15 protein-coding genes are annotated in these 18,926 nt (G+C 49.9%); 11 read left to right on the plus strand and 4 right to left on the minus strand.

Annotated features, from left to right (window positions below; genetic code table 11):
* Window positions 1-30: 30 nt before the first annotated feature.
* Both argA and ACESOH_RS07365 read right to left on the minus strand, forming a co-directional pair.
* The gene (gene argA, locus ACESOH_RS07360; RefSeq protein ID WP_373100551.1) at window positions 31-1,347 is read right to left on the minus strand and encodes an amino-acid N-acetyltransferase; all 1,317 of its coding nucleotides are present in this window, start codon (window positions 1,345-1,347) and stop codon (window positions 31-33) included.
* 129 nt (window positions 1,348-1,476) lie between these two features.
* A complete protein-coding gene (locus ACESOH_RS07365) occupies window positions 1,477-1,740 on the minus strand; it encodes a GrxA family glutaredoxin (RefSeq protein WP_032092118.1) in 264 nt (87 codons plus the stop codon).
* Between the two features lie 133 nt (window positions 1,741-1,873).
* Between ACESOH_RS07365 and nfsA the strand changes: the two genes are divergently transcribed.
* The 3 genes from nfsA to ycfP all read left to right on the plus strand — a co-directional run bounded on the left by nfsA (window position 1,874) and on the right by ycfP (window position 4,216).
* Entirely contained in the window at window positions 1,874-2,608 is a 735-nt protein-coding gene (nfsA, locus tag ACESOH_RS07370; protein ID WP_373100552.1) for an oxygen-insensitive NADPH nitroreductase, read from the plus strand.
* Window positions 2,609-2,614: 6 nt separating this feature from the next.
* Window positions 2,615-3,520 (plus strand): ATP-grasp domain-containing protein, encoded by a 906-nt coding sequence (locus tag ACESOH_RS07375; RefSeq protein ID WP_373100553.1) that lies wholly within the window; start codon window positions 2,615-2,617, stop codon window positions 3,518-3,520.
* Window positions 3,521-3,679: 159 nt separating this feature from the next.
* Entirely contained in the window at window positions 3,680-4,216 is a 537-nt protein-coding gene (gene ycfP, locus ACESOH_RS07380) for an alpha/beta hydrolase YcfP (protein WP_032092115.1), read from the plus strand.
* Between the two features lie 32 nt (window positions 4,217-4,248).
* Here the strand turns inward: ycfP and ACESOH_RS07385 are convergent, their stop codons facing one another.
* Together ACESOH_RS07385 and fumC are read right to left on the minus strand one after the other, a co-directional pair.
* Complete coding sequence (locus ACESOH_RS07385; RefSeq protein ID WP_032092114.1) at window positions 4,249-4,863, minus strand: chalcone isomerase family protein; 615 nt, start codon at window positions 4,861-4,863, stop codon at window positions 4,249-4,251.
* Between the two features lie 97 nt (window positions 4,864-4,960).
* On the minus strand, window positions 4,961-6,355 hold the full coding sequence (fumC, locus tag ACESOH_RS07390) for a class II fumarate hydratase (protein WP_373100554.1): 1,395 nt from the start codon (window positions 6,353-6,355) through the stop codon (window positions 4,961-4,963).
* Between the two features lie 283 nt (window positions 6,356-6,638).
* Here fumC and ACESOH_RS07395 point away from each other — a divergent pair, with 283 nt between their 5' ends.
* The 8 genes from ACESOH_RS07395 to ACESOH_RS07430 all read left to right on the plus strand — a co-directional run bounded on the left by ACESOH_RS07395 (window position 6,639) and on the right by ACESOH_RS07430 (window position 18,795).
* Window positions 6,639-7,064: a DNA polymerase III subunit chi gene (locus tag ACESOH_RS07395; RefSeq protein ID WP_032092112.1), complete on the plus strand. Its 426-nt coding sequence runs from the start codon at window positions 6,639-6,641 to the stop codon at window positions 7,062-7,064.
* A gap of 9 nt (window positions 7,065-7,073) precedes the next feature.
* The gene (locus tag ACESOH_RS07400; protein ID WP_373100555.1) at window positions 7,074-7,562 is read left to right on the plus strand and encodes a GNAT family N-acetyltransferase; all 489 of its coding nucleotides are present in this window, start codon (window positions 7,074-7,076) and stop codon (window positions 7,560-7,562) included.
* Between the two features lie 66 nt (window positions 7,563-7,628).
* Window positions 7,629-10,496, plus strand: a complete 2,868-nt coding sequence (locus ACESOH_RS07405; RefSeq protein WP_373100556.1) for a valine--tRNA ligase — start codon at window positions 7,629-7,631, stop codon at window positions 10,494-10,496.
* 389 nt (window positions 10,497-10,885) lie between these two features.
* The gene (locus tag ACESOH_RS07410) at window positions 10,886-14,563 is read left to right on the plus strand and encodes a nitrate reductase subunit alpha (RefSeq protein ID WP_373100557.1); all 3,678 of its coding nucleotides are present in this window, start codon (window positions 10,886-10,888) and stop codon (window positions 14,561-14,563) included.
* Window positions 14,564-14,624: 61 nt separating this feature from the next.
* Window positions 14,625-16,184 (plus strand): nitrate reductase subunit beta, encoded by a 1,560-nt coding sequence (gene narH / locus ACESOH_RS07415; protein WP_373100558.1) that lies wholly within the window; start codon window positions 14,625-14,627, stop codon window positions 16,182-16,184.
* Window positions 16,184-16,861 carry a nitrate reductase molybdenum cofactor assembly chaperone gene (gene narJ, locus ACESOH_RS07420; protein WP_373100559.1) on the plus strand — a complete coding sequence of 226 codons (678 nt, stop codon included), beginning with the start codon at window positions 16,184-16,186 and terminating at the stop codon, window positions 16,859-16,861. Before narH ends, narJ begins: the two co-directional genes overlap by 1 nt.
* Window positions 16,861-17,553 carry a respiratory nitrate reductase subunit gamma gene (gene narI, locus ACESOH_RS07425; RefSeq protein WP_373100560.1) on the plus strand — a complete coding sequence of 231 codons (693 nt, stop codon included), beginning with the start codon at window positions 16,861-16,863 and terminating at the stop codon, window positions 17,551-17,553. Before narJ ends, narI begins: the two co-directional genes overlap by 1 nt.
* Window positions 17,554-17,571: 18 nt before the next feature.
* A complete protein-coding gene (locus ACESOH_RS07430; RefSeq protein WP_373100561.1) occupies window positions 17,572-18,795 on the plus strand; it encodes an MFS transporter in 1,224 nt (407 codons plus the stop codon).
* Window positions 18,796-18,926: the final 131 nt, after the last annotated feature.

An 18,926-nucleotide genomic window follows, 5' to 3' on the forward strand; every position in this document is an offset into this window, starting at 1 on the left:
GCGGGAGAAAATTTGTGGCTATTGCCGCCGTTATTGTGCGCTTAAATCCTGAATTAAAATTTTAGAGCGGCGCTGGTAATTATAATTATCCCGTTTATATTTCGGTAAATCTTCAATCCCGGCAAGGCGAAATCCCCGTTCCTGAAACCAGTGCACGGTGCGGGTGGTGAGCACGAACAGTTTGCCGATGCCCGCTTCGCGCGCCCGTTTTTGGATCGCTTCCAGCAAAATATCGCCGCGGGAGGAATTACGATAATCGGGGTGTACCGCCACACAGGCCATTTCCGCCATGTTCTCGGCCGCATAGAGATTAAGCGCCGCGCAGGCGATAATCACGCCGTCGCGATCAATAATGGTGTAATTGGCGATATCCATTTCCAGCTGTTCGCGTGACCGTTTAACCAGAATACCCAGCTGTTCGAGCGGGCGGATTAATTCCAGCAGGCCCGGAATATCCGCCACGGTGGCAATGCGGATATGCTCGGAACTTTCCATCGAAAGCTGGGTGCCCACACCGTCGCGAGTGAATAATTCCTGCAATAAAGAGCCGTCTTCTTCATAACTGAGCAGGTGCGAACGTTTCACCCCGGCGCGGCAGACATCAATCGCAGCCTGTAAGAAACGCGCCTGCGAGCTGTGATAGCGATTATCTTCAATCAGCGCCTGCAAATGCTTGGCGGCATCCTGCGGCAGCAAATCCGAAATCGGCATTTGTTGATCATCCAGAATCCCTTGGGTGGCGGAAAAACCGATCAGTTTCTCCGCCTTGAGTTTAATTGCCACCTGCGTGGCGATTTCCTCAAACGGCAGATTGAACGTCTCGCCGGTGACGGAAGGCGCAATCGGGCCTAACAATACGATAGCGCCCCGTTCCAGCTGCTGTCTGATATTGTCCGTATCAATGCGGCGGATTTTACCGCTCAACATATAATCCACGCCGTCGTCCACCCCGATCGGCTGAGCCAGAATAAAATTGCTGCTGACCACATTAATCAGCGGTGAATGCGGCAGGCGCAGGGATAAGCGGGCGGCAATATCATAATGCAGTTTTCCCACCGCCTGTTTGACCAGTTCAAGGGTGCGCGGATCGGTGATGCGGATATTTTTGTGATAAACGGACTGAATATTATGCTGTTGCAGTAATTGATTGATCTGACAACGTGCGCCGAAGACGATGACCAGTTTGATGCCGAGGCTGTGCAGTAAACTGATATCATTGATAATATTGATAAAATTAGGACTGGCGACGGTATCGCCGTCAAGCATGATGACAAAGGTTTTGCCCCGGTGCATATTCACATAAGGCGTGGACTGTCTGAACCATTGAACTAATTCTGTGCTGCGCATAACCATTCCTATATATAATTATTCATTTTTAGTGAATTTATATTCATTCGGGCAAATATGCAAGCAAAATTTTCGTCAACGTAAAAGTGCGGTGAAAATCACCGCACTTTATTGTATCTATCAGCGTATTTATGCCACAACGTTGAACTGCGCTTTCATTAAGGCTTCGAAATCCGTGCAGCCGCCGATCGGCTTTTCATCAATAAAAATCTGCGGCACGGTTTCTACCGGTTTGCCCACCGAGGCGGATAAATCCGCTTTGCTGATGCCTTCGGCAATAATATCCACATAACGGTAATCAAAATCCGGCAACGTGTTTTTGAGTTTTTCCGCCAGATTTTTTGCCCGTACACAATAAGGACAGCCCGGACGGCCGAAAATAACAACGAACATAATTCATTTCCTTTTTGGTTGTATAAAAATCGTAAGAATTCTACCCGATTTGCGGAAAAATGATAAAGCGTTTTTCCGCATTGTTGCGATTGGTGTAATATATGGAAGAAAAAACGACTCACGGAAACCGATTATGACAGCACAAAAAACCGCTTCATCAACCTTAGATTGTATTTTATCCCACCGTTCTATCCGCAAATTCACCGCGCAGCCCATCGACGGGCAGATTATCAGCAAGCTGGTGGATGCCGCCCGCTTTGCTTCGACCTCTAATCATCTGCAATGCGTCTCCATTATCCGGGTGACCGACCCGGCGTTGCGCGAGGCGCTCATGCGGTGTTGTTCCAATCAGGAATATGTCAAAAGTGCGCCGGAATTTTGGGTGTTTTGTGTGGATTTTCATAAACATAAACAGATTTGCCCGCAGGCGCAGCTGGATTATGCCGAGCTGCTGCAAATCGGCGCGGTGGACACCGGCATTATGGCGCAGAATGTGATGATCGCGGCGGAAAGTCTCGGGCTGGGCGGGGTGTTTATCGGCTCGTTGCGCAATCAAATGGAACAGGTCGGCGAACTGTTAGCATTACCGCCGCACACCTTGCCGATGGTCGGCTTATGTTTAGGCTATCCGGATCAGGATCCGCCGTCAAAGCCGCGTTTACCGCCGGCGGCGATGTTTTTTGAAAACGCTTATCAGCCTTTGGATTGCTCATTGCTGGAAGGGTATAATGCCCAAGTGGCCGATTATTATCAAAAACGCAGTGCCATCGACATGGACTGGTCGAAAAATGTGATTAAAACTTTGTCCAAACCGGTGCGTCCGGGCGTGTTGAGTTATCTGCAAAAACAAGGATTTGTGAAAAAGTAGGGAATCATGAAATTATTAATGCTATGCCGCGAACCGCGCTTATACAGCTGCCGGCGTCTGAAAGAGGCGGCACAGGAGAGCGGGCACCAAATGGATATATTGGATCCGAACCGCTGTTTGTTGAAACTGGCGCAAAATTCACCGCACTTTCAGTTGTATTATCAGCACAACACGGACACCGAGCCGTATTTCTTACCGCAATACGATGCGGTTATTCCGCGTTTCGGCTCGGCCAGCACGCAAATGGGCTGTGCGGTGTTGCGCCATTTTGCGGCGCAAAACGTGCTTTGTTTAAACGACGAAAGCGCATTTTTAAACGCGCGGGATAAATGGCGCAGCCTGCAATTATTGGCAACGGCCGGCATCGCGCTGCCGCCGTCGGCGCTCTCCGGCTGCGAATTTCAGGCCACGCAGGCGGTGAATCGTATCGGTTCGCCGACCATTTTGAAAACCTTAAACGGTGCGCAGGGTATCGGGGTGATTCTGGCGGATAAGGCACAAAGTGCGGTCAGTATTCTGGAAACGTTGACGCACACCAATGTGCCGGTGCTGTTGCAGGATTTTATTGCCGAAGCCAACGGCACTGATTTTCGTTGCTTTGTGGTGGGCGAGCAGGTGGTGGCCAGCATGCGGCGCATCGGACAAAACGGCGAGTTCAGAGCCAATTTCCACCGCGGCGGTAGCGCGGAAAAAGTCAGCCTGAGCGAGGCGGAAAAAGCCATTGCCGTGAAAGCGGCAAAAACGCTGGGGCTGGATGTGGCGGGGGTGGATTTGATCCGCTCCGCACAAGGCCTGTTGGTGCTGGAAGTAAACGCCAGTCCGGGGCTGGAAATGATCGAAAAAACCAGCGGCCTGGATATTGCGCTGCAAATGATCGCCTATGTTGAGAAAAAATGGCGCTCGGCGGCGTAGGCGGCATGGCAGGTTGCTGCCGGTGCGCCGAAGTGCGGTGAAAAAAGCGGCGGTTTTGCTTTTCATATTATGCCGCCGGTATTAAAATGTTCGTTGCGACACAACAGAGATATTTTTCCCGCATGCACGAAACCATAGCACAATAAGTGAGGAGTTATCATGATTATTTATTTACACGGGTTTGATTCCAGTAGTCCGGGTAACTACGAAAAAATTATGCAGCTGAAATTTATTGATGACGATGTGCGGTTTGTCAATTACAGCACCTTGCATCCGCGCCATGATATGCAGTTTTTGCTGAATGAAGTGCATAAACTGGTGTCGGAAAGCCGCGATCCCAAGCCGCTGATTTGCGGGGTCGGACTGGGCGGTTATTGGGCGGAGCGCATCGGTTTTTTGTGCGGGATCAAACAGGCGATATTCAACCCGAATTTATTTCCGAATGAGAATATGAGCGGTAAAATCGATCGGCCGGAAGAATATGAAGATATCGCCACCAAATGCGTGGCGAATTTCCGGCTGAAAAATAAGGGGCATTGTCTGGTATTTTTATCCACACAGGACGAAATACTGGATTCTCAGCGCAGCGCACAAATCTTATCGCCATTTTATGAAGTGATTTGGGATGCGGCGGAAAGCCATAAATTCAAAACCATCTCCCACCATTTACAGCGTTTAAAACAATTTAAAGCGTAATATTGGCACCGGCGGGCGAGGCTGCCGGGTTGTTATGAAGCGTCTTTGCTGCGGTTTTCCATTTCAAAATTCGGCGGCAGTTGCGGATCGGCATCTTCTTCATTGAGCTGCTTGACTTCCGGGGTCGCCATCAGTTTTTCCGTTTGATCATCATGAGCGCGTTTTTCCTTGCCCAATAGCTGATTTTGCAGCTGCGCATAACTGCTTTGCGGCGACAGCCAGACGGCGATTAACGCCTGATTGAACTGGTCGTCGAATTCATGAGCCAAAATCGTGTCGTTTAAAATAAAATAGCCGCGATCCGCCAGCGCAATATAACTTAATACGTCGTTCGGTGAAAAATCGGGAAAGATTTCCTGCATTTTTTTCAGCCATGCCGCCGAGCTGTCTTTATTGAAGTTTAGCGCATTCATTTCTTTCACCAGACTGATGGCGAAACTTTTTCCTTCCACCGGCTTGGCGTATTTAAACGACAGCATTAAAGGGCGCTGATTTTCTTGATAAGCGCCGCTTTCGGTGTACAGGCTGACGGTGTAAACATGAAAAGGTCCCCAGTTATAATCGGCATTGCCGACACTGGTCCAGTGCGCCGAAAGTGCGGTCGAAAATAAGCCGGAAAGCAATAACAGAAAAGCGTTAAATTTCATAATCTATCCAGTACAGAAATGATGGGCTGATTATATCAATAAATATGGAAAAGGCGAGAATTGCTCTCGCCTTTCGCTTATTTTTTGCCTTGCGGGGTTATTTTAAACTGCCGACCATATCTTCCGGCCGCACCCATTCGTCGAATTGTTCTGCGCTGAGCAGACCTAAATTCACCGCTTCTTCTTTCAACGTGGTGCCGTTTTTATGCGCGGTTTTGGCGATTTTGGCCGCATTTTCATAACCGATATGGGTATTGAGGGCGGTTACCAGCATTAAGGAATTATCCAGCTGCATTTTGATGCGCGGGTAGTTCGGTTCAATGCCGGAAGCGCAGTGTTCGTCGAAGGAAACACAGGCATCCGCCAGCAGTTGCGCCGATTGCAAGAAATTCGCCGCCATTACCGGTTTGAACACATTTAACTGGAAGTGTCCCTGCGAACCGGCAAAGGAAACGGTGGTATCGTTACCGAGTATTTGAGCGCAAACCATGGTCATGGCTTCGCATTGCGTCGGATTGACTTTCCCCGGCATGATGGACGAACCCGGTTCGTTTTCCGGAATCAGAATTTCGCCGATACCGGAACGCGGGCCGGAAGCCAGCAGACGAATGTCGTTAGCGATTTTAAATAAAGACATGGCCAGCTGTTTCAGCGCGCCGTGGGTTTCCACCACCGCATCATGAGTGGCTAAGGCTTCGAATTTATTTTCCGCGGTGATAAACGGCAAGCCGGTGAATTCGGCGATATAATCCGCCACTTTCACATCATACCCTTTCGGCGTATTTAAACCGGTGCCGACGGCGGTACCGCCCAACGCCAGCTGGCTTAAATGCGGCAGGGTGTTTTTCAGCGCCAGCAAACCGAAGTGCAGTTGCGCCGCATAAGCGGAAAATTCCTGACCTAATGTCAGCGGTGTGGCGTCCATTAAGTGCGTACGCCCGATTTTAACCACATCTTTGAACGCCTCGGATTTGGCCGCGAAGGTTTTTTGTAAACGTTCGACACAAGGAATGGTGACTTCCACCACTTTTTTGTACGCCGCAATATGCATGGCGGTCGGATAGGTATCGTTGGAGGACTGGGATTTGTTGACATCATCATTCGGGTGAATAATGGATTTTTCGCCCAGTTTGCCGCAGTGGATCACATGGGCGCGATTGGCGATCACTTCGTTCAGGTTCATATTGGATTGCGTACCGGAACCGGTCTGCCAGATCACCAGCGGGAATTGATCGTCTAATTTGCCGGCCAGAATTTCATCACAGGCCTGCGCGATCAGATCGCGTTTTTCCAGTGGTAACACGCCTAAATCATAGTTTGCGTAGGCGGCGGCTTTTTTCAGATAGCCGAAGGCTTCGATAATTTCTTTCGGCATGGAGGCCGCAGGGCCGATTTTGAAATTGTTGCGCGAACGCTCGGTTTGCGCCGCCCAGTATTTATCGGCAGGCACTTTCACTTCGCCCATGGTGTCTTTTTCAATACGAAATTCCATTGTGATTACCTCTTGTTAAATATAAAAAAACAGGGCAAGTCTATCATTTCAGCACGGTGAATGGAATGTAAGAGGAATTGTAAACTTCGGTTTTGTGATTTAGATCATAAAGTGCGGTGGATTTTTTCAGTGTTTCCGAACCTTAACCAAAGCTGTCGCTTTTTTGCCCGTTTAAAAAATTAATATTTTATCTTCGCCTGATTTTTCGCTAAAATCTTGCAGTTTAACGATCCGCTTTTTAGCGTAAACCCATTGGCAGCCACCAAGCCGGAGTAATGATTTTATGTCAAAACAAGCACAGTTTTACCTTTTGCAGGCGGCGCAGGCTCCGGAAGCGCTGGCCTGCGATCTGGCAGCCGCCGCCTGGCGTTTGGGCAAACGGGTGTTGATTGCCTGTGCCGCGGAAGCACAGGCGCTGGATATTGATGAAGCGCTGTGGCAGCGGGATCCCGAACAGTTCGTGCCGCATAATTTATCCGGTGAAATCACGCAATATGCCACGCCGATTGAAATTTCCTGGGGCGATAAACGGAATGCGCAACGGCGGGATTTATTGATCAATTTGCAGCCGCAGGTACCGGCTTTTGCCGCCGGCTTTAATCAGGTGATCGATTTTGTGCCGGCGCAAGAGGCATTGAAAGCGCTGGCGCGCGAACGTTATAAGCAATACCGCCAGCTCGGCTGGCAGCTCAGTACCGAGCAGGCATAAGGAGGCCGTATGTTTCGTTTGGCTGAAAGCCATGATTTGCCCCGTATCCTGACGATTTACAATCAGGTGATTGACAAACGCACGGTGACCGCCGATCTGGCGCCGGTAAGCGTTGAAAGCCGGCAGGACTGGTTTGATTTTCATCTGCACAGCACAAAATATCCCTTATGGGTTTATGAAGCGGAAGGTCATCTGCTCGGCTGGTGCAGTTACTCCGCCTTTTATGGCCGCCGCGCTTATGACGGTTGTGCGGAAATCAGTTTCTATCTGGACAGCGCGCTGCACGGCAAGGGCATCGGCAAACAATGCGTCAATTTCCTGATTGAACAAATGCCGAACTATCAGCTGCATACCTTACTGGCGTTCGTGTTCGGCAATAACGCGCCGAGTTTAGGTTTGCTGCACAAAATGGGATTTGAACGCTGGGGGTGCTTACCGCAGGTGGCCGATATGCAAACCCATTTTGAAGATTTGGTGATGCTGGGATGGCAAAGATAAATCCGCCGCAATACACCGGCGTTGGAACGCGAATTGAAAAGAATGAATAAACAATAGAGAAACAACATGACAAAACAATTTCAAATGGCGGATCGCTTTGATGCGTCTTCCGTCGAGCAGGCACTTTATAAACACTGGGAAGAACAGGGGTATTTTAAACCGAACGGCAATCCGGACGTTGCGAGTTATTGCATCGCCATTCCGCCGCCGAACGTGACCGGTAGTCTGCATATGGGACATGCGTTCCAGCAAACGCTGATGGATACCCTGATCCGCTTTCACCGTATGGAAGGGCATAATACATTATGGCAGGCGGGAACCGACCACGCCGGGATTGCAACGCAGATGGTGGTGGAACGCAAAATTGCCGCGGAAGAGGGCAAAACCCGCCACGATTATGGGCGTGAGGCCTTTATCGATAAAATCTGGCAATGGAAAGCTCATTCGGGCGGCACCATCAGCCAGCAGATGCGCCGTTTGGGCGATTCGGTGGATTGGGCGCGCGAACGTTTCACCATGGATGAGGGCTTATCCAACGCCGTGAAGGAAGTGTTCGTGCGTTTGCATGAAGAAGGGCTGATTTACCGCGGTAAACGCTTGGTGAACTGGGATCCGAAACTGCACACCGCGATTTCCGATTTGGAAGTGGAAAATAAAGAAAGCAAAGGATCGCTGTGGCATTTCCGTTATCCGCTGGCCGACGGCGCAAAAACCGCAGACGGTAAAGATTATCTGGTGGTGGCGACCACCCGTCCGGAAACGATGCTGGGCGATACGGCGGTGGCTGTGCATCCGGAAGATGAACGCTATCAGTCGCTGATCGGTAAAACTGTGATTCTGCCGCTGGCAAACCGGAAAATTCCGATTATCGCCGATGAATATGTGGATCGCGAATTCGGTACCGGTGTGGTGAAAATCACCCCCGCGCACGATTTTAACGACTACGAGGTGGGCAAACGGCACGCTTTGCCGATGGTCAATGTGCTGACGCTGAATGCGGATATTCGTGATGAAGCGGAAATTATCGGTACGGACGGCAAAATCTGTCAAAATTATACCGCACTTATTCCGGCCGACTATCGCGGTCTGGAGCGGTTTGTCGCGCGTAAAAAAATCGTGGCGGATTTTGACGCGCTGGGATTGTTGGATGAAATCAAACCGCACGATTTGAAAGTGCCTTACGGCGATCGCGGCGGCGTGCCGATTGAACCGATGCTGACCGATCAATGGTATGTGAGCGTCAAACCGCTGGCGGAAGTCGCAACCAAGGCGGTGGAAGACGGCGAAATTCAATTCGTACCGAAACAATATGAAAATCTGTATTTCTCCTGGATGCGTGATATTCAGGATTGGTGTATTTCTCGCCAGCTTTGGTGGGGACACCGCATTCCGGCATGGTATGACGACGCGGGCAATGTGTATGTTGCGCGTAACGAAGAGGAAGTGCGGTCAAAATATAGCCTAAATTCTGATGTGGCGTTACGCCAAGACGAAGACGTGCTGGATACTTGGTTTTCCTCCGCCTTATGGACATTCTCCACCTTAGGCTGGCCGCAGCAAACCGAGGAGCTGAAAACCTTCCACCCGACGGATGTGCTGATCACCGGGTTCGACATCATCTTTTTCTGGGTGGCGCGCATGATTATGTTTACCATGCACTTCATCAAAGATGAAAACGGCAAACCGCAGGTGCCGTTTAAAACCGTGTACGTTACGGGTTTGATCCGTGATGAACAAGGACAAAAAATGTCCAAATCAAAAGGCAACGTTCTGGATCCGATTGATATGATTGACGGCATCAGCCTGGAAGCGCTGCTGGAAAAACGCACCGGTAATATGATGCAGCCGCAACTGGCGGAAAAAATCGCCAAAGCGACCCGCAAGGAATTTGCCAACGGTATTGCCGCACACGGCACCGATGCGCTGCGTTTCACGCTGGCGGCGCTGGCGAGTAACGGGCGCGATATTAACTGGGATATGAAACGGCTGGAAGGCTATCGCAATTTCTGTAACAAACTGTGGAATGCCAGCCGTTATGTGTTGATGAATCTCAATACGCTGGATTTACCGCACGGTGAGCCGGCGTTCGGTCTGGCGGATCGCTGGATTCAGGCGGAATTCAATAATACGGTTAAAGCCTTCCGTGATGCGTTGAGCCAATACCGTTTCGACTTAGCGGCGAATGCGTTATATGAATTCACCTGGAATCAATTCTGCGACTGGTATCTGGAACTGACCAAACCGGTTTTCGCCAACGGCAGCAATGCGCAAAAACGCGGCGCGCGCGATACGTTAATTAATGTATTGGAAAAACTGCTGCGCTTAACGCATCCTGTGATGCCGTTTATCACCGAAGAAATCTGGCAGCAGGTGAAAGGTTTCGCCGGCGTGGACGGCGACACCATCATGTTACAGCCGTTCCCGCGTTATGATATCGCGCTTGAAGACGCGGAGGCGATTGCGCAAATCAACTGGCTGAAAGACATTATCACCGCCGTGCGCAATATCCGGGCGGAAAGCAATATCGCGCCGGGTAAAGGGCTGGATTTATTGCTGCGCAATATCAGTCAAAGCGAGCAAAACTGTCTTGAAAACAACCGCACTTTATTGCAGGTAATGGCGAAACTGAACGACATCCGCGTGCTGGCACAGGGCATTGACGCCCCGTTATCGGTCACCAAGCTGGTCGGTCAGGCGGAGTTATTTGTGCCGATGGCGGGCTTTATCAATAAAGATGCGGAACTGGCGCGTTTGAATAAAGAAATCGAAAAACTTCAGCATGAAGTTCAACGTATCGAAACCAAACTCGCCAATGACGCCTTCGTCGCAAAAGCACCGCCAGCCGTTATTGCCAAAGAACGGGAAAAAATGCAGGGCTACCGCGACGGTCTGGAAAAGCTGAAACAGCAATATTTGGCGATTGAGGCGCTGTAATAAATCGTCCGCGTGATATCTGGAGCACAGATTCACGCGGTTTTTTTATCTCTTTATCTCCCCGCTAATAAAAACTTTGTCGTAATTTGCCGCAGCAAATGTCGCTGATGCGGATTTAATGCCGGCACAGGTGATTATTTTTTCATCAATCAAAGAATGCCGCAGACCACCGATGCGGTGGCTTCGATGATCGCTATTTTTTTGATCTTCATCATATCGCATACCTATTTCTATCTAGCGGACTACTCATTTATAACTAGTTTCTTTACGACATAACACTATGATTTTATTGAATATACCTAATAAACAGTAACACTTATTAGGCGTATTTTTTGTATGGTTTTGAGCGTATAGTGATTAAGCTATATACAAAAAGGAAGGAAAAAATAATGAGTCATTTCTTGGATCGTTTAACCTTTTTCAGACGCCGCCAGGCCGAAGCGTTCGCCAATGGACACGGTGCGTTAATCAATGATGATCGTCAATGGGAAGACGCCTACCGTAGCCGCTGGCAGCATGATCGTATCGCCCGTTCCACTCACGGTGTAAACTGTACCGGTTCGTGCAGCTGGAAAATTTATGTTAAAAACGGCTTGATTACCTGGGAAACCCAGCAAACCGATTATCCCCGTACCCGTCCCGATCTGCCCAATCATGAACCGCGCGGCTGTCCGCGTGGCGCATCATTTAGCTGGTATGTGTATTCGGCACAGCGTATTAAATATCCCATGATGCGCGGCGCATTGGCCGAATTATGGCGTACCGCGCGCAGCACGCTATCGCCGATAGAGGCTTGGGCGTCTATTGTAGAAGATGAACGGAAAGCGAAATCTTATAAATCGCAGCGAGGATTGGGAGGGTTTGTTCGCTCGAGTTGGGATGAGGCATATGAAATGGTTGCCGCCGCGAATGCCTATACGATCAAGCAGTACGGCCCGGATCGCATTATTGGTTTTTCGCCTATTCCGGCTATGTCGATGATCAGCTATGCCGCCGGAACCCGCTATTTAGGATTATTAGGCGGCGTGCCGCTTTCATTTTACGACTGGTATTGTGATTTACCGCCGGCAAGTCCGCAGGTATGGGGCGAGCAGACGGACGTTTCCGAATCTGCCGATTGGTATAATGCGGATTATTTATTGGTGTGGGGGTCTAACGTACCACTGACACGCACACCCGATGCCCATTTTTATACCGAAGTGCGCTATAAAGGCACGAAAACCGTAGCGATTTCTTCCGATTACGGCGAAATGGCTAAATTCGGCGATATCTGGCTGGCGCCGAAGCAGGGAACGGACGCCGCGCTGGCCATGGCGATGGGACACGTTATTTTAAAAGAATTTCACCTCAATAATCCTTCTGAATATTTCACTTCTTATATTCGCCGTTATACGGATATGCCGATGCTGGTTCGCCTCGAACATACCGAAAAAGGGCTGATGCCGAAATATTTTTTGCGAGCCAGTGAGTTATCCGCTCAGTTTAGTGAAGAAAAACATCCCGAATGGAAAGTATTGGCGTGGGATACGCATTCGGATAGTCCGGTCGCGCCAAATGGCACGATCGGTTTTCGCTGGGACGGCAGCCGGAAATGGAATCTGGAACAAACTGCGCAGGATAAGCCCGTGCAACTGGCATTATCGTTAAAAGCCTGTGCCGATGAAGTCGTTGAGGTGCAGTTCAGCTACTTCTGCGCAGATAACAATGCACTGATTGCGCATAAAGTACCGGTAAAACGGGTTCGGTTAGCAAACGGTGAAACTGCTCTGGTGGCGACAGTATTCGATTTAATGGTGGCCAACTATGGCGTCGATAATGGCCTAAACGATGAAAATGCGGCCAATAGCTATGATGAGGACAAACCTTATACACCGACATGGCAGCTGAAACATACCGGCGTCGATCCCGACTTAGTCATACGGGTCGCCCGCGAATTTGCGCAAAATGCCGATGCCACGAAAGGGCGTTCCATGGTGATTATCGGAGCCGGGTTAAATCACTGGTACCACATGGATATGGCATACCGCGGCGTGATAAATATGCTGATGCTGTGTGGGACGATCGGGCGTTCCGGCGGCGGCTGGTGTCATTATGTCGGACAGGAAAAATTACGGCCGCAAAGCGGCTGGTCACCGTTAGCCTTTGGTCTGGACTGGCACCGACCGGCGCGTCAGATGACCGGCACCTCATTCTTCTACGCGCATACTAGTCAGTGGAGGCATGAAAAACTCGGTGCGGACGAGATTTTAGCTCCTATGGCGGATGAGAGCATGAAAGCATTATCGATGATCGATTATAACGCCAAAGCCGAACGTATGGGGTGGCTGCCGAGTGCGCCGCAGCTTGGCGCTAATCCGCTGGATGTGGTCGCACAGGCGGAAAGTGCGGGTGAAAATCCGCAAGATTTTATTGTTAAGGGGTTAAAAAACGGCTCGCTTGACCTTGCCTGTAATGATCCGGACAACCCGCAGAACTTTCCGCGCAATCTGTTTGTCTGGCGTTCCAATCTGCTGGGTTCGGCGGGGAAAGGTCATGAATATTTCTTAAAATATCTGCTGGGAACGCAAAATGCGGTGCTGAGCGATGAAAAAGACTGCATTACGCCGACGGAAATTAAGGTACGCCCGGCGGCGGAAGGTAAATTGGATTTGCTGACCTGTCTGGATTTTCGTATGAACACCACTTGTTTGTATGCGGACGTTATTTTTCCGACGGCCACCTGGTATGAAAAAGACGATTTGAATACCTCGGATATGCACCCGTTTATTCATCCGCTGACCGAAGCGGTACAGCCGTTATGGCAAAGCCGCAGCGACTGGGATATTTATAAAGGTCTGGCCAAAAAATTCAGTGAGCTGGCAAAAGATTATCTTGGTGTGCGCAAAGATATCGTATTGACACCGCTGATGCACGACAGCCCGCAGGAAATGGGGCAGCCGTTTGATCCGAAAGACTGGAAACTCGGCGAATGCGAACCGATTCCGGGGAAAACGATGCCGGCAATGACCGTCGTCGAACGAGATTACGGCGCGATTTATGAACAATATACGTCAGTCGGCCCGTTGCTTGAGAAAATCAATAACAATGGGAAGGGGATGACGTGGAATACCCAAGAAGAAGTCGATTTCTTGCGTAAGCTGAACGGAATACAGCCGCAGGGCGCCGGCAAAGGCCAGCCTAAACTGGAGACGGCCATTGACGCGGCGGAAATGATTTTAACTTTAGCGCCTGAAACGAACGGCCATGTATCCAAAAAGGCTTGGGCGGCGCTGGGCAACATCACCGGGCGGGAACATACGCACTTGGTTGCGGCAAGCGAACATACGCAAATCCGTTTCCGCGATATCGTGGAACAGCCGCGGAAAATCGTGACCTCGCCGATTTGGTCCGGTATTGAAAGCGAAGAGGTTTGTTATAACGCCGGTTATACCAATGTGAATGAACTGATTCCATGGCGCACGCTTACCGGTCGTCAGCAATTTTATCAGGATCACCTGTGGATGCGCGCGTTCGGCGAAGGATTTGCCGTGTATAAACCCGCGGTGAATTTTAAAACGACGGAGAAATTATTACACCGTTACCCGAATGGCAATCAGGAAATTACCCTGAATTTCTTAACGCCGCACCAGAAGTGGGGCATTCACAGCACCTATTCGGAAAACATTCGTATGCTGACCTTAGGGCGGGGCGGGCCGCACATCTGGCTGAGTGAAGCTGATGCGAAACGAGCCGGCTTGCAGGATAACGATTGGGCGGAAGTCTTTAATGCAAACGGAACCCTGACCTGCCGGGTGGTGGTGAGCCAGCGTATTCCGGAATCCATGGTGGTGATGTATCACGCGCAGGAAAAAATCGTGAATACGCCGGGGGCGGAAGTATCGAAAAAACGCGGCGGCATTCATAACTCGGTGACGCGCGCGGTGCTTAAACCAACGCACATGATTGGCGGTTATGCACATCTGGCATACGGCTTTAACTATTACGGTACGGTGGGTTCAAACCGGGATGAATGGGTTGTGGTACGGAAGATGAGCCGGATCGATTGGATGGACGAAACGGCGGAATAACTGACCGCACTTTTACTTTCTCGCCTACAGGGTAACGAATTGAAATCAAAAGGAATACAAAATGAAAATTAAGGCGCAGATCAGCATGGTGCTGAATTTGGATAAGTGTATCGGCTGCCATACCTGCTCGGTAACTTGCAAGAATGTCTGGACAAGTCGCGAAGGGGTGGAATATGCGTGGTTTAACAATGTCGAAACTAAACCGGGCATCGGGTTTCCGAAAAACTGGGAGGATCAGGAAAAATGGCAGGGCGGCTGGGTACGCAAAGCGAATGGAAAACTGGTACCGAAACAAGGCGGCAAAATTAAAATTCTGTCAAATATTTTTGCCAACCCGAATATGCCGCAAATTGACGACTATTACGAACCCTTTACCTTTGATTATGAACACTTGCAAAATGCGCCGAAATTAACCACGCCGCCGACCGCTCGCCCGGTGTCTTTAATCACCGGCAAGAAAATGGACAAAATCGAATGGGGGCCGAACTGGGAAGACGATTTGGCCGGTGAATTTGAAAAGCGGGCTAAAGACGTGCTGTTTGACGGCATTCAAAAAGAGATGCTGGCGGCCTTCGAACGGACGTTTATGATGTATTTGCCGCGTTTATGCGAGCATTGCCTGAATCCTTCCTGTGTGGCGTCGTGCCCGTCCGGCAGCATTTATAAACGCGAAGATGACGGTATCGTCTTAATCGATCAGGATAAATGCCGCGGCTGGCGTATGTGTGTGTCCGGTTGTCCGTACAAAAAAATTTACTATAACTGGTCAACGGGGAAAGCGGAAAAATGTATTTTCTGCTATCCGCGGATTGAAAGCGGCGAACCGACAGTATGTTCGGAAACCTGTGTCGGACGTATCCGCTATCTGGGCGTGATGCTTTATGATGCCGATAAAATAGCGCAGGCCGCCGGTGTGGAAAATCCGCAGGATTTATATCAGGCGCAGCTTGACGCATTTTTAGATCCGACGGATCCGGCAATCGAACGCGAAGCGTTAAAACAGGGCATCAGCCAAAGCTGGCTGGATGCGGCAAAAAAATCGCCGGTGTATAAAATGGCAATGGAATGGAAAATCGCTTTTCCGCTGCATCCGGAATATCGTACGTTACCGATGGTCTGGTATATTCCGCCGCTTTCTCCGATCCAATCGGCAATTGAAAACGGCTTTATCGGCGAGGACAGTATTATTCCGAGTGTCGACGAAATGCGCATTCCATTGCGTTATTTAGCCAATTTGCTCACCGCCGGAGATGTTGCGCCGATTCGTGCGGCATTAGAAAAAATGATTGCAATGCGTCGCTTTAAACGCGGTCAGAGCGTGCAGGGCGAAAATTTAACGCAAAGCTTAGCCGGTAGCGGGCTGACGGCCGAAATGATTGAAGAAATGTACCGCACTTTAGCCATTGCCAACTATGAAGATCGCTTTGTGATTCCGGCAAGCCATAAAGAAATGGTTGAAGACAGCTTTAATGATAAAGCTTCCTGCGGTTTCAGCTTCGGCAACGGCTGTTCGGACGGCGTCAGTAAAGAAAGCCTGTTCGGCAGAAATAAACGGATTCCTATTATTTTTACCGATCGGCGAGAAGACATCGAAGAGAACCGCCGGAAAGGAGTGCGTTAATGGCAAATCAACTTGTGTTTAAATGGCTCTCCGTGCTGCTGTGCTATCCGGAGCAGGCACTGATTGACGCTTTGCCGGAATTGCGGGAGGCGTTAAATAATATGCCGGAAATTGCGTCGAAACGCACCGCACTTGCCGAGTTTTTAGATCATCTTGCCAAGACTAAATTACTGACTTTACAGGAAGATTATGTGCAGACCTTCGATCGGAACCGCAGTCACGCACTGTATATTTTCGAACATATTCACGGCGAAGACCGTGATCGCGGTGCGGCATTGGTGGATCTGCTGGAAGAATACCGTAAATATGGTCTGGAGCTGGGCGATGACGAACTGCCGGATTATCTGCCGGCATTGCTGGAGTTTCTGGCTGAGATCGCCCCGCAACCCGCATTCAAACTGCTTGGCGATGCCGTGCATGTCATCAATCATATTGCGCAAAAGCTGGCCGCGAACGGCTCACCTTATGCCGTGTTATTGCAAACCCTGGTTATGCTCAGTCCGGTCAAGCCGTTACCGTTGATTGAACCGCCGGTGCGGGATATGGACGAGGCGATGGAAACATTCGGCGCGGATATGACGGGCGCGGAGCCTTTACTGAACCGATCATTGAGTGATCGTACCAAAATCAGGTTTTATCCTGAAGGGGCCCATAAACAACATCAAGGAGCGGAGTAATGAATTACATTGAGCAATTTTTATTCGGAATTTATCCTTATATCTGTCTGAGCGTATTTTTTATCGGCAGCCTGATTCGTTTCGATCGTGAGCAATATTCTTGGAAAAGCGAATCCAGCGAGCTGCTTTACCGTGGACAGCTGCGTTTAGGCAGCGTGTTGTTTCATGTGGGCATTTTGTTAGTGCTGGGCGGGCATGTCGCCGGTTTGCTCACGCCATTATGGGCATTTGAGCTGCTCGGTATCAGTCAGGAACAACATCATGTTATGGCGCTTGCGGCGGGGTCGGTGTCGGGTACGATGGCGCTTGCCGGAATCTTAATCCTGATTCACCGGCGCTTTCGCATTCAGCGCATTTTAACGACCAGCACATGGCGGGATAAATTGGTTGTGATCTGGTTGCTGGTTACCATACTCGCCGGTTTAAGTTTGATTCCGCTCAGTTTGGCAAGTAATAATGCGGTCGGCGAACTGGAAAGCATGATGCAATATGCACAGCGCATTCTGACATTTCGCGGCGATGCTACCGCTTATATTGCGCCGTTATCAAGTGCGGTCAAAATTCATGTGTTTTTGGGCATGACATTCTTTTTGATTTTTCCGTTTACCCGTATGGTACATGTATGGAGCGGTTTTGCCGCTTTCATCGGCTACATCCCGCGTGCTTGGCAGCTGGTACGCCGTCGTTCATAACCAACAGTAAGGAATGATATGAAATCGGAGCATTTCAAACGCTATTCAGTTTTATTTGCCGGCACGCTGGCGTTTCTGATGACGTTTATGGTATGGATGATGTTCGGTGTGATCGGTATTCCCCTGCGTAACGAACTGGGGCTATCCGATGTGGAATTCGGTATTTTAACTGCGACACCGGTACTTTCCGGCTCGATTATCCGCCTGCCGCTGGGAATGTGGACGGATAAATTCGGAGGCCGGAATGTAATGCTGACCTTGCTGGCGGTGTGCATTCCCTTTGTTTATCTCACCAGTTATGCGACATTATTCTGGCATTTCCTGGTTATCGGTTTAGTGATGGGACTGGCCGGCGGATCGTTTTCTGTCGGCATGCCTTATGTTGCCCGCTGGTTTCCTAAAACGCAACAGGGACTGGCGACCGGTATATTCGGAATCGGCACTGCGGGGACGGCACTGAATAATTTTATCGCCCCGGAATTGCTGGCGCATTTCGGTGACTGGCGCGCCATACCGGAAGTCTATACCGGAATTTTGGCGGCGACGTTAGTTATATTCTGCTTTACTGCGTTTAGCAATCCGGCACATTTGATTAAAGGGGCGCAGGCGGGAATTATGCAGCAGTTGTCGCTGTTAAAAGACTGGCGGGTATTGCGCTACAGCCAGTATTACACCGTTGTGTTCGGCGGTTTCGTCGGCTTAACATTGTGGCTGAATAATTATTATGTCGAAAATTATCATTTGAATTTACATGATGCAACCTTGCTGGCCCTGATTTATTTAATTCCGGGCAGCACGTTTCGTTCTGTCGGTGGCTATCTGGGGGATCGCTTCGGTGCCAACAGGGTTTCTTGGGTGGTCATGTGGGTATTGTGGATAGGCTTTCTGATTTTTGCCATTCCGCACGGCAGCTTATTACTGATCGGCACAAAAGGCGAGATCAGTTTACCTATCGGGCTGCCACTTTGGGCGTTTGCGCCGCTGACCTTTCTGGTCGGGTGCGCCATGGGAATCGGCAGCGGCTCTATTTTTAAATCCGTTGCCGACGATTACCCGAACGATATTGGCACGGTATCCGGCATCGTCGGACTTGCCGGCGGTTTATTCGGTTTTATTTTACCGATTGCCTTCGGCGCCTTGCTTGATGCCACCGGCATTCGGGCGACAGCATTTGTGTTAATGTTCATCGGCATTTCCACCGCATTAATCTGGATGCATTTTGCCTTTAAGACCGAGCGTTAAGGTTGCGTATAAAACGGAAGAAAAGAGCGTTTCATTGAGCTGAGCGCAAAAAAGTTAGACCACGACATTAAGGACTGTTTCCGATAGATCATTGGGTTCAGTCCTTTTAGCTGTGAATGAGCAAAAACTAA

The organism is Necropsobacter rosorum (genome assembly GCF_964241405.1).
GTDB lineage: Bacteria > Pseudomonadota > Gammaproteobacteria > Enterobacterales > Pasteurellaceae > Necropsobacter > Necropsobacter rosorum.

Coding starts and splice junctions, on each gene's coding strand:
- argA (WP_373100551.1), bottom strand. CDS start 1,347: ATGCGCAGCACAGAATTAGTTCAATGGTTCAGACAGTCCACGCCTTAT.
- ACESOH_RS07365 (WP_032092118.1), bottom strand. CDS start 1,740: ATGTTCGTTGTTATTTTCGGCCGTCCGGGCTGTCCTTATTGTGTACGG.
- nfsA (WP_373100552.1), top strand. CDS start 1,874: ATGACAGCACAAAAAACCGCTTCATCAACCTTAGATTGTATTTTATCC.
- ACESOH_RS07375 (WP_373100553.1), top strand. CDS start 2,615: ATGAAATTATTAATGCTATGCCGCGAACCGCGCTTATACAGCTGCCGG.
- ycfP (WP_032092115.1), top strand. CDS start 3,680: ATGATTATTTATTTACACGGGTTTGATTCCAGTAGTCCGGGTAACTAC.
- ACESOH_RS07385 (WP_032092114.1), bottom strand. CDS start 4,863: ATGAAATTTAACGCTTTTCTGTTATTGCTTTCCGGCTTATTTTCGACC.
- fumC (WP_373100554.1), bottom strand. CDS start 6,355: ATGGAATTTCGTATTGAAAAAGACACCATGGGCGAAGTGAAAGTGCCT.
- ACESOH_RS07395 (WP_032092112.1), top strand. CDS start 6,639: ATGTCAAAACAAGCACAGTTTTACCTTTTGCAGGCGGCGCAGGCTCCG.
- ACESOH_RS07400 (WP_373100555.1), top strand. CDS start 7,074: ATGTTTCGTTTGGCTGAAAGCCATGATTTGCCCCGTATCCTGACGATT.
- ACESOH_RS07405 (WP_373100556.1), top strand. CDS start 7,629: ATGACAAAACAATTTCAAATGGCGGATCGCTTTGATGCGTCTTCCGTC.
- ACESOH_RS07410 (WP_373100557.1), top strand. CDS start 10,886: ATGAGTCATTTCTTGGATCGTTTAACCTTTTTCAGACGCCGCCAGGCC.
- narH (WP_373100558.1), top strand. CDS start 14,625: ATGAAAATTAAGGCGCAGATCAGCATGGTGCTGAATTTGGATAAGTGT.
- narJ (WP_373100559.1), top strand. CDS start 16,184: ATGGCAAATCAACTTGTGTTTAAATGGCTCTCCGTGCTGCTGTGCTAT.
- narI (WP_373100560.1), top strand. CDS start 16,861: ATGAATTACATTGAGCAATTTTTATTCGGAATTTATCCTTATATCTGT.
- ACESOH_RS07430 (WP_373100561.1), top strand. CDS start 17,572: ATGAAATCGGAGCATTTCAAACGCTATTCAGTTTTATTTGCCGGCACG.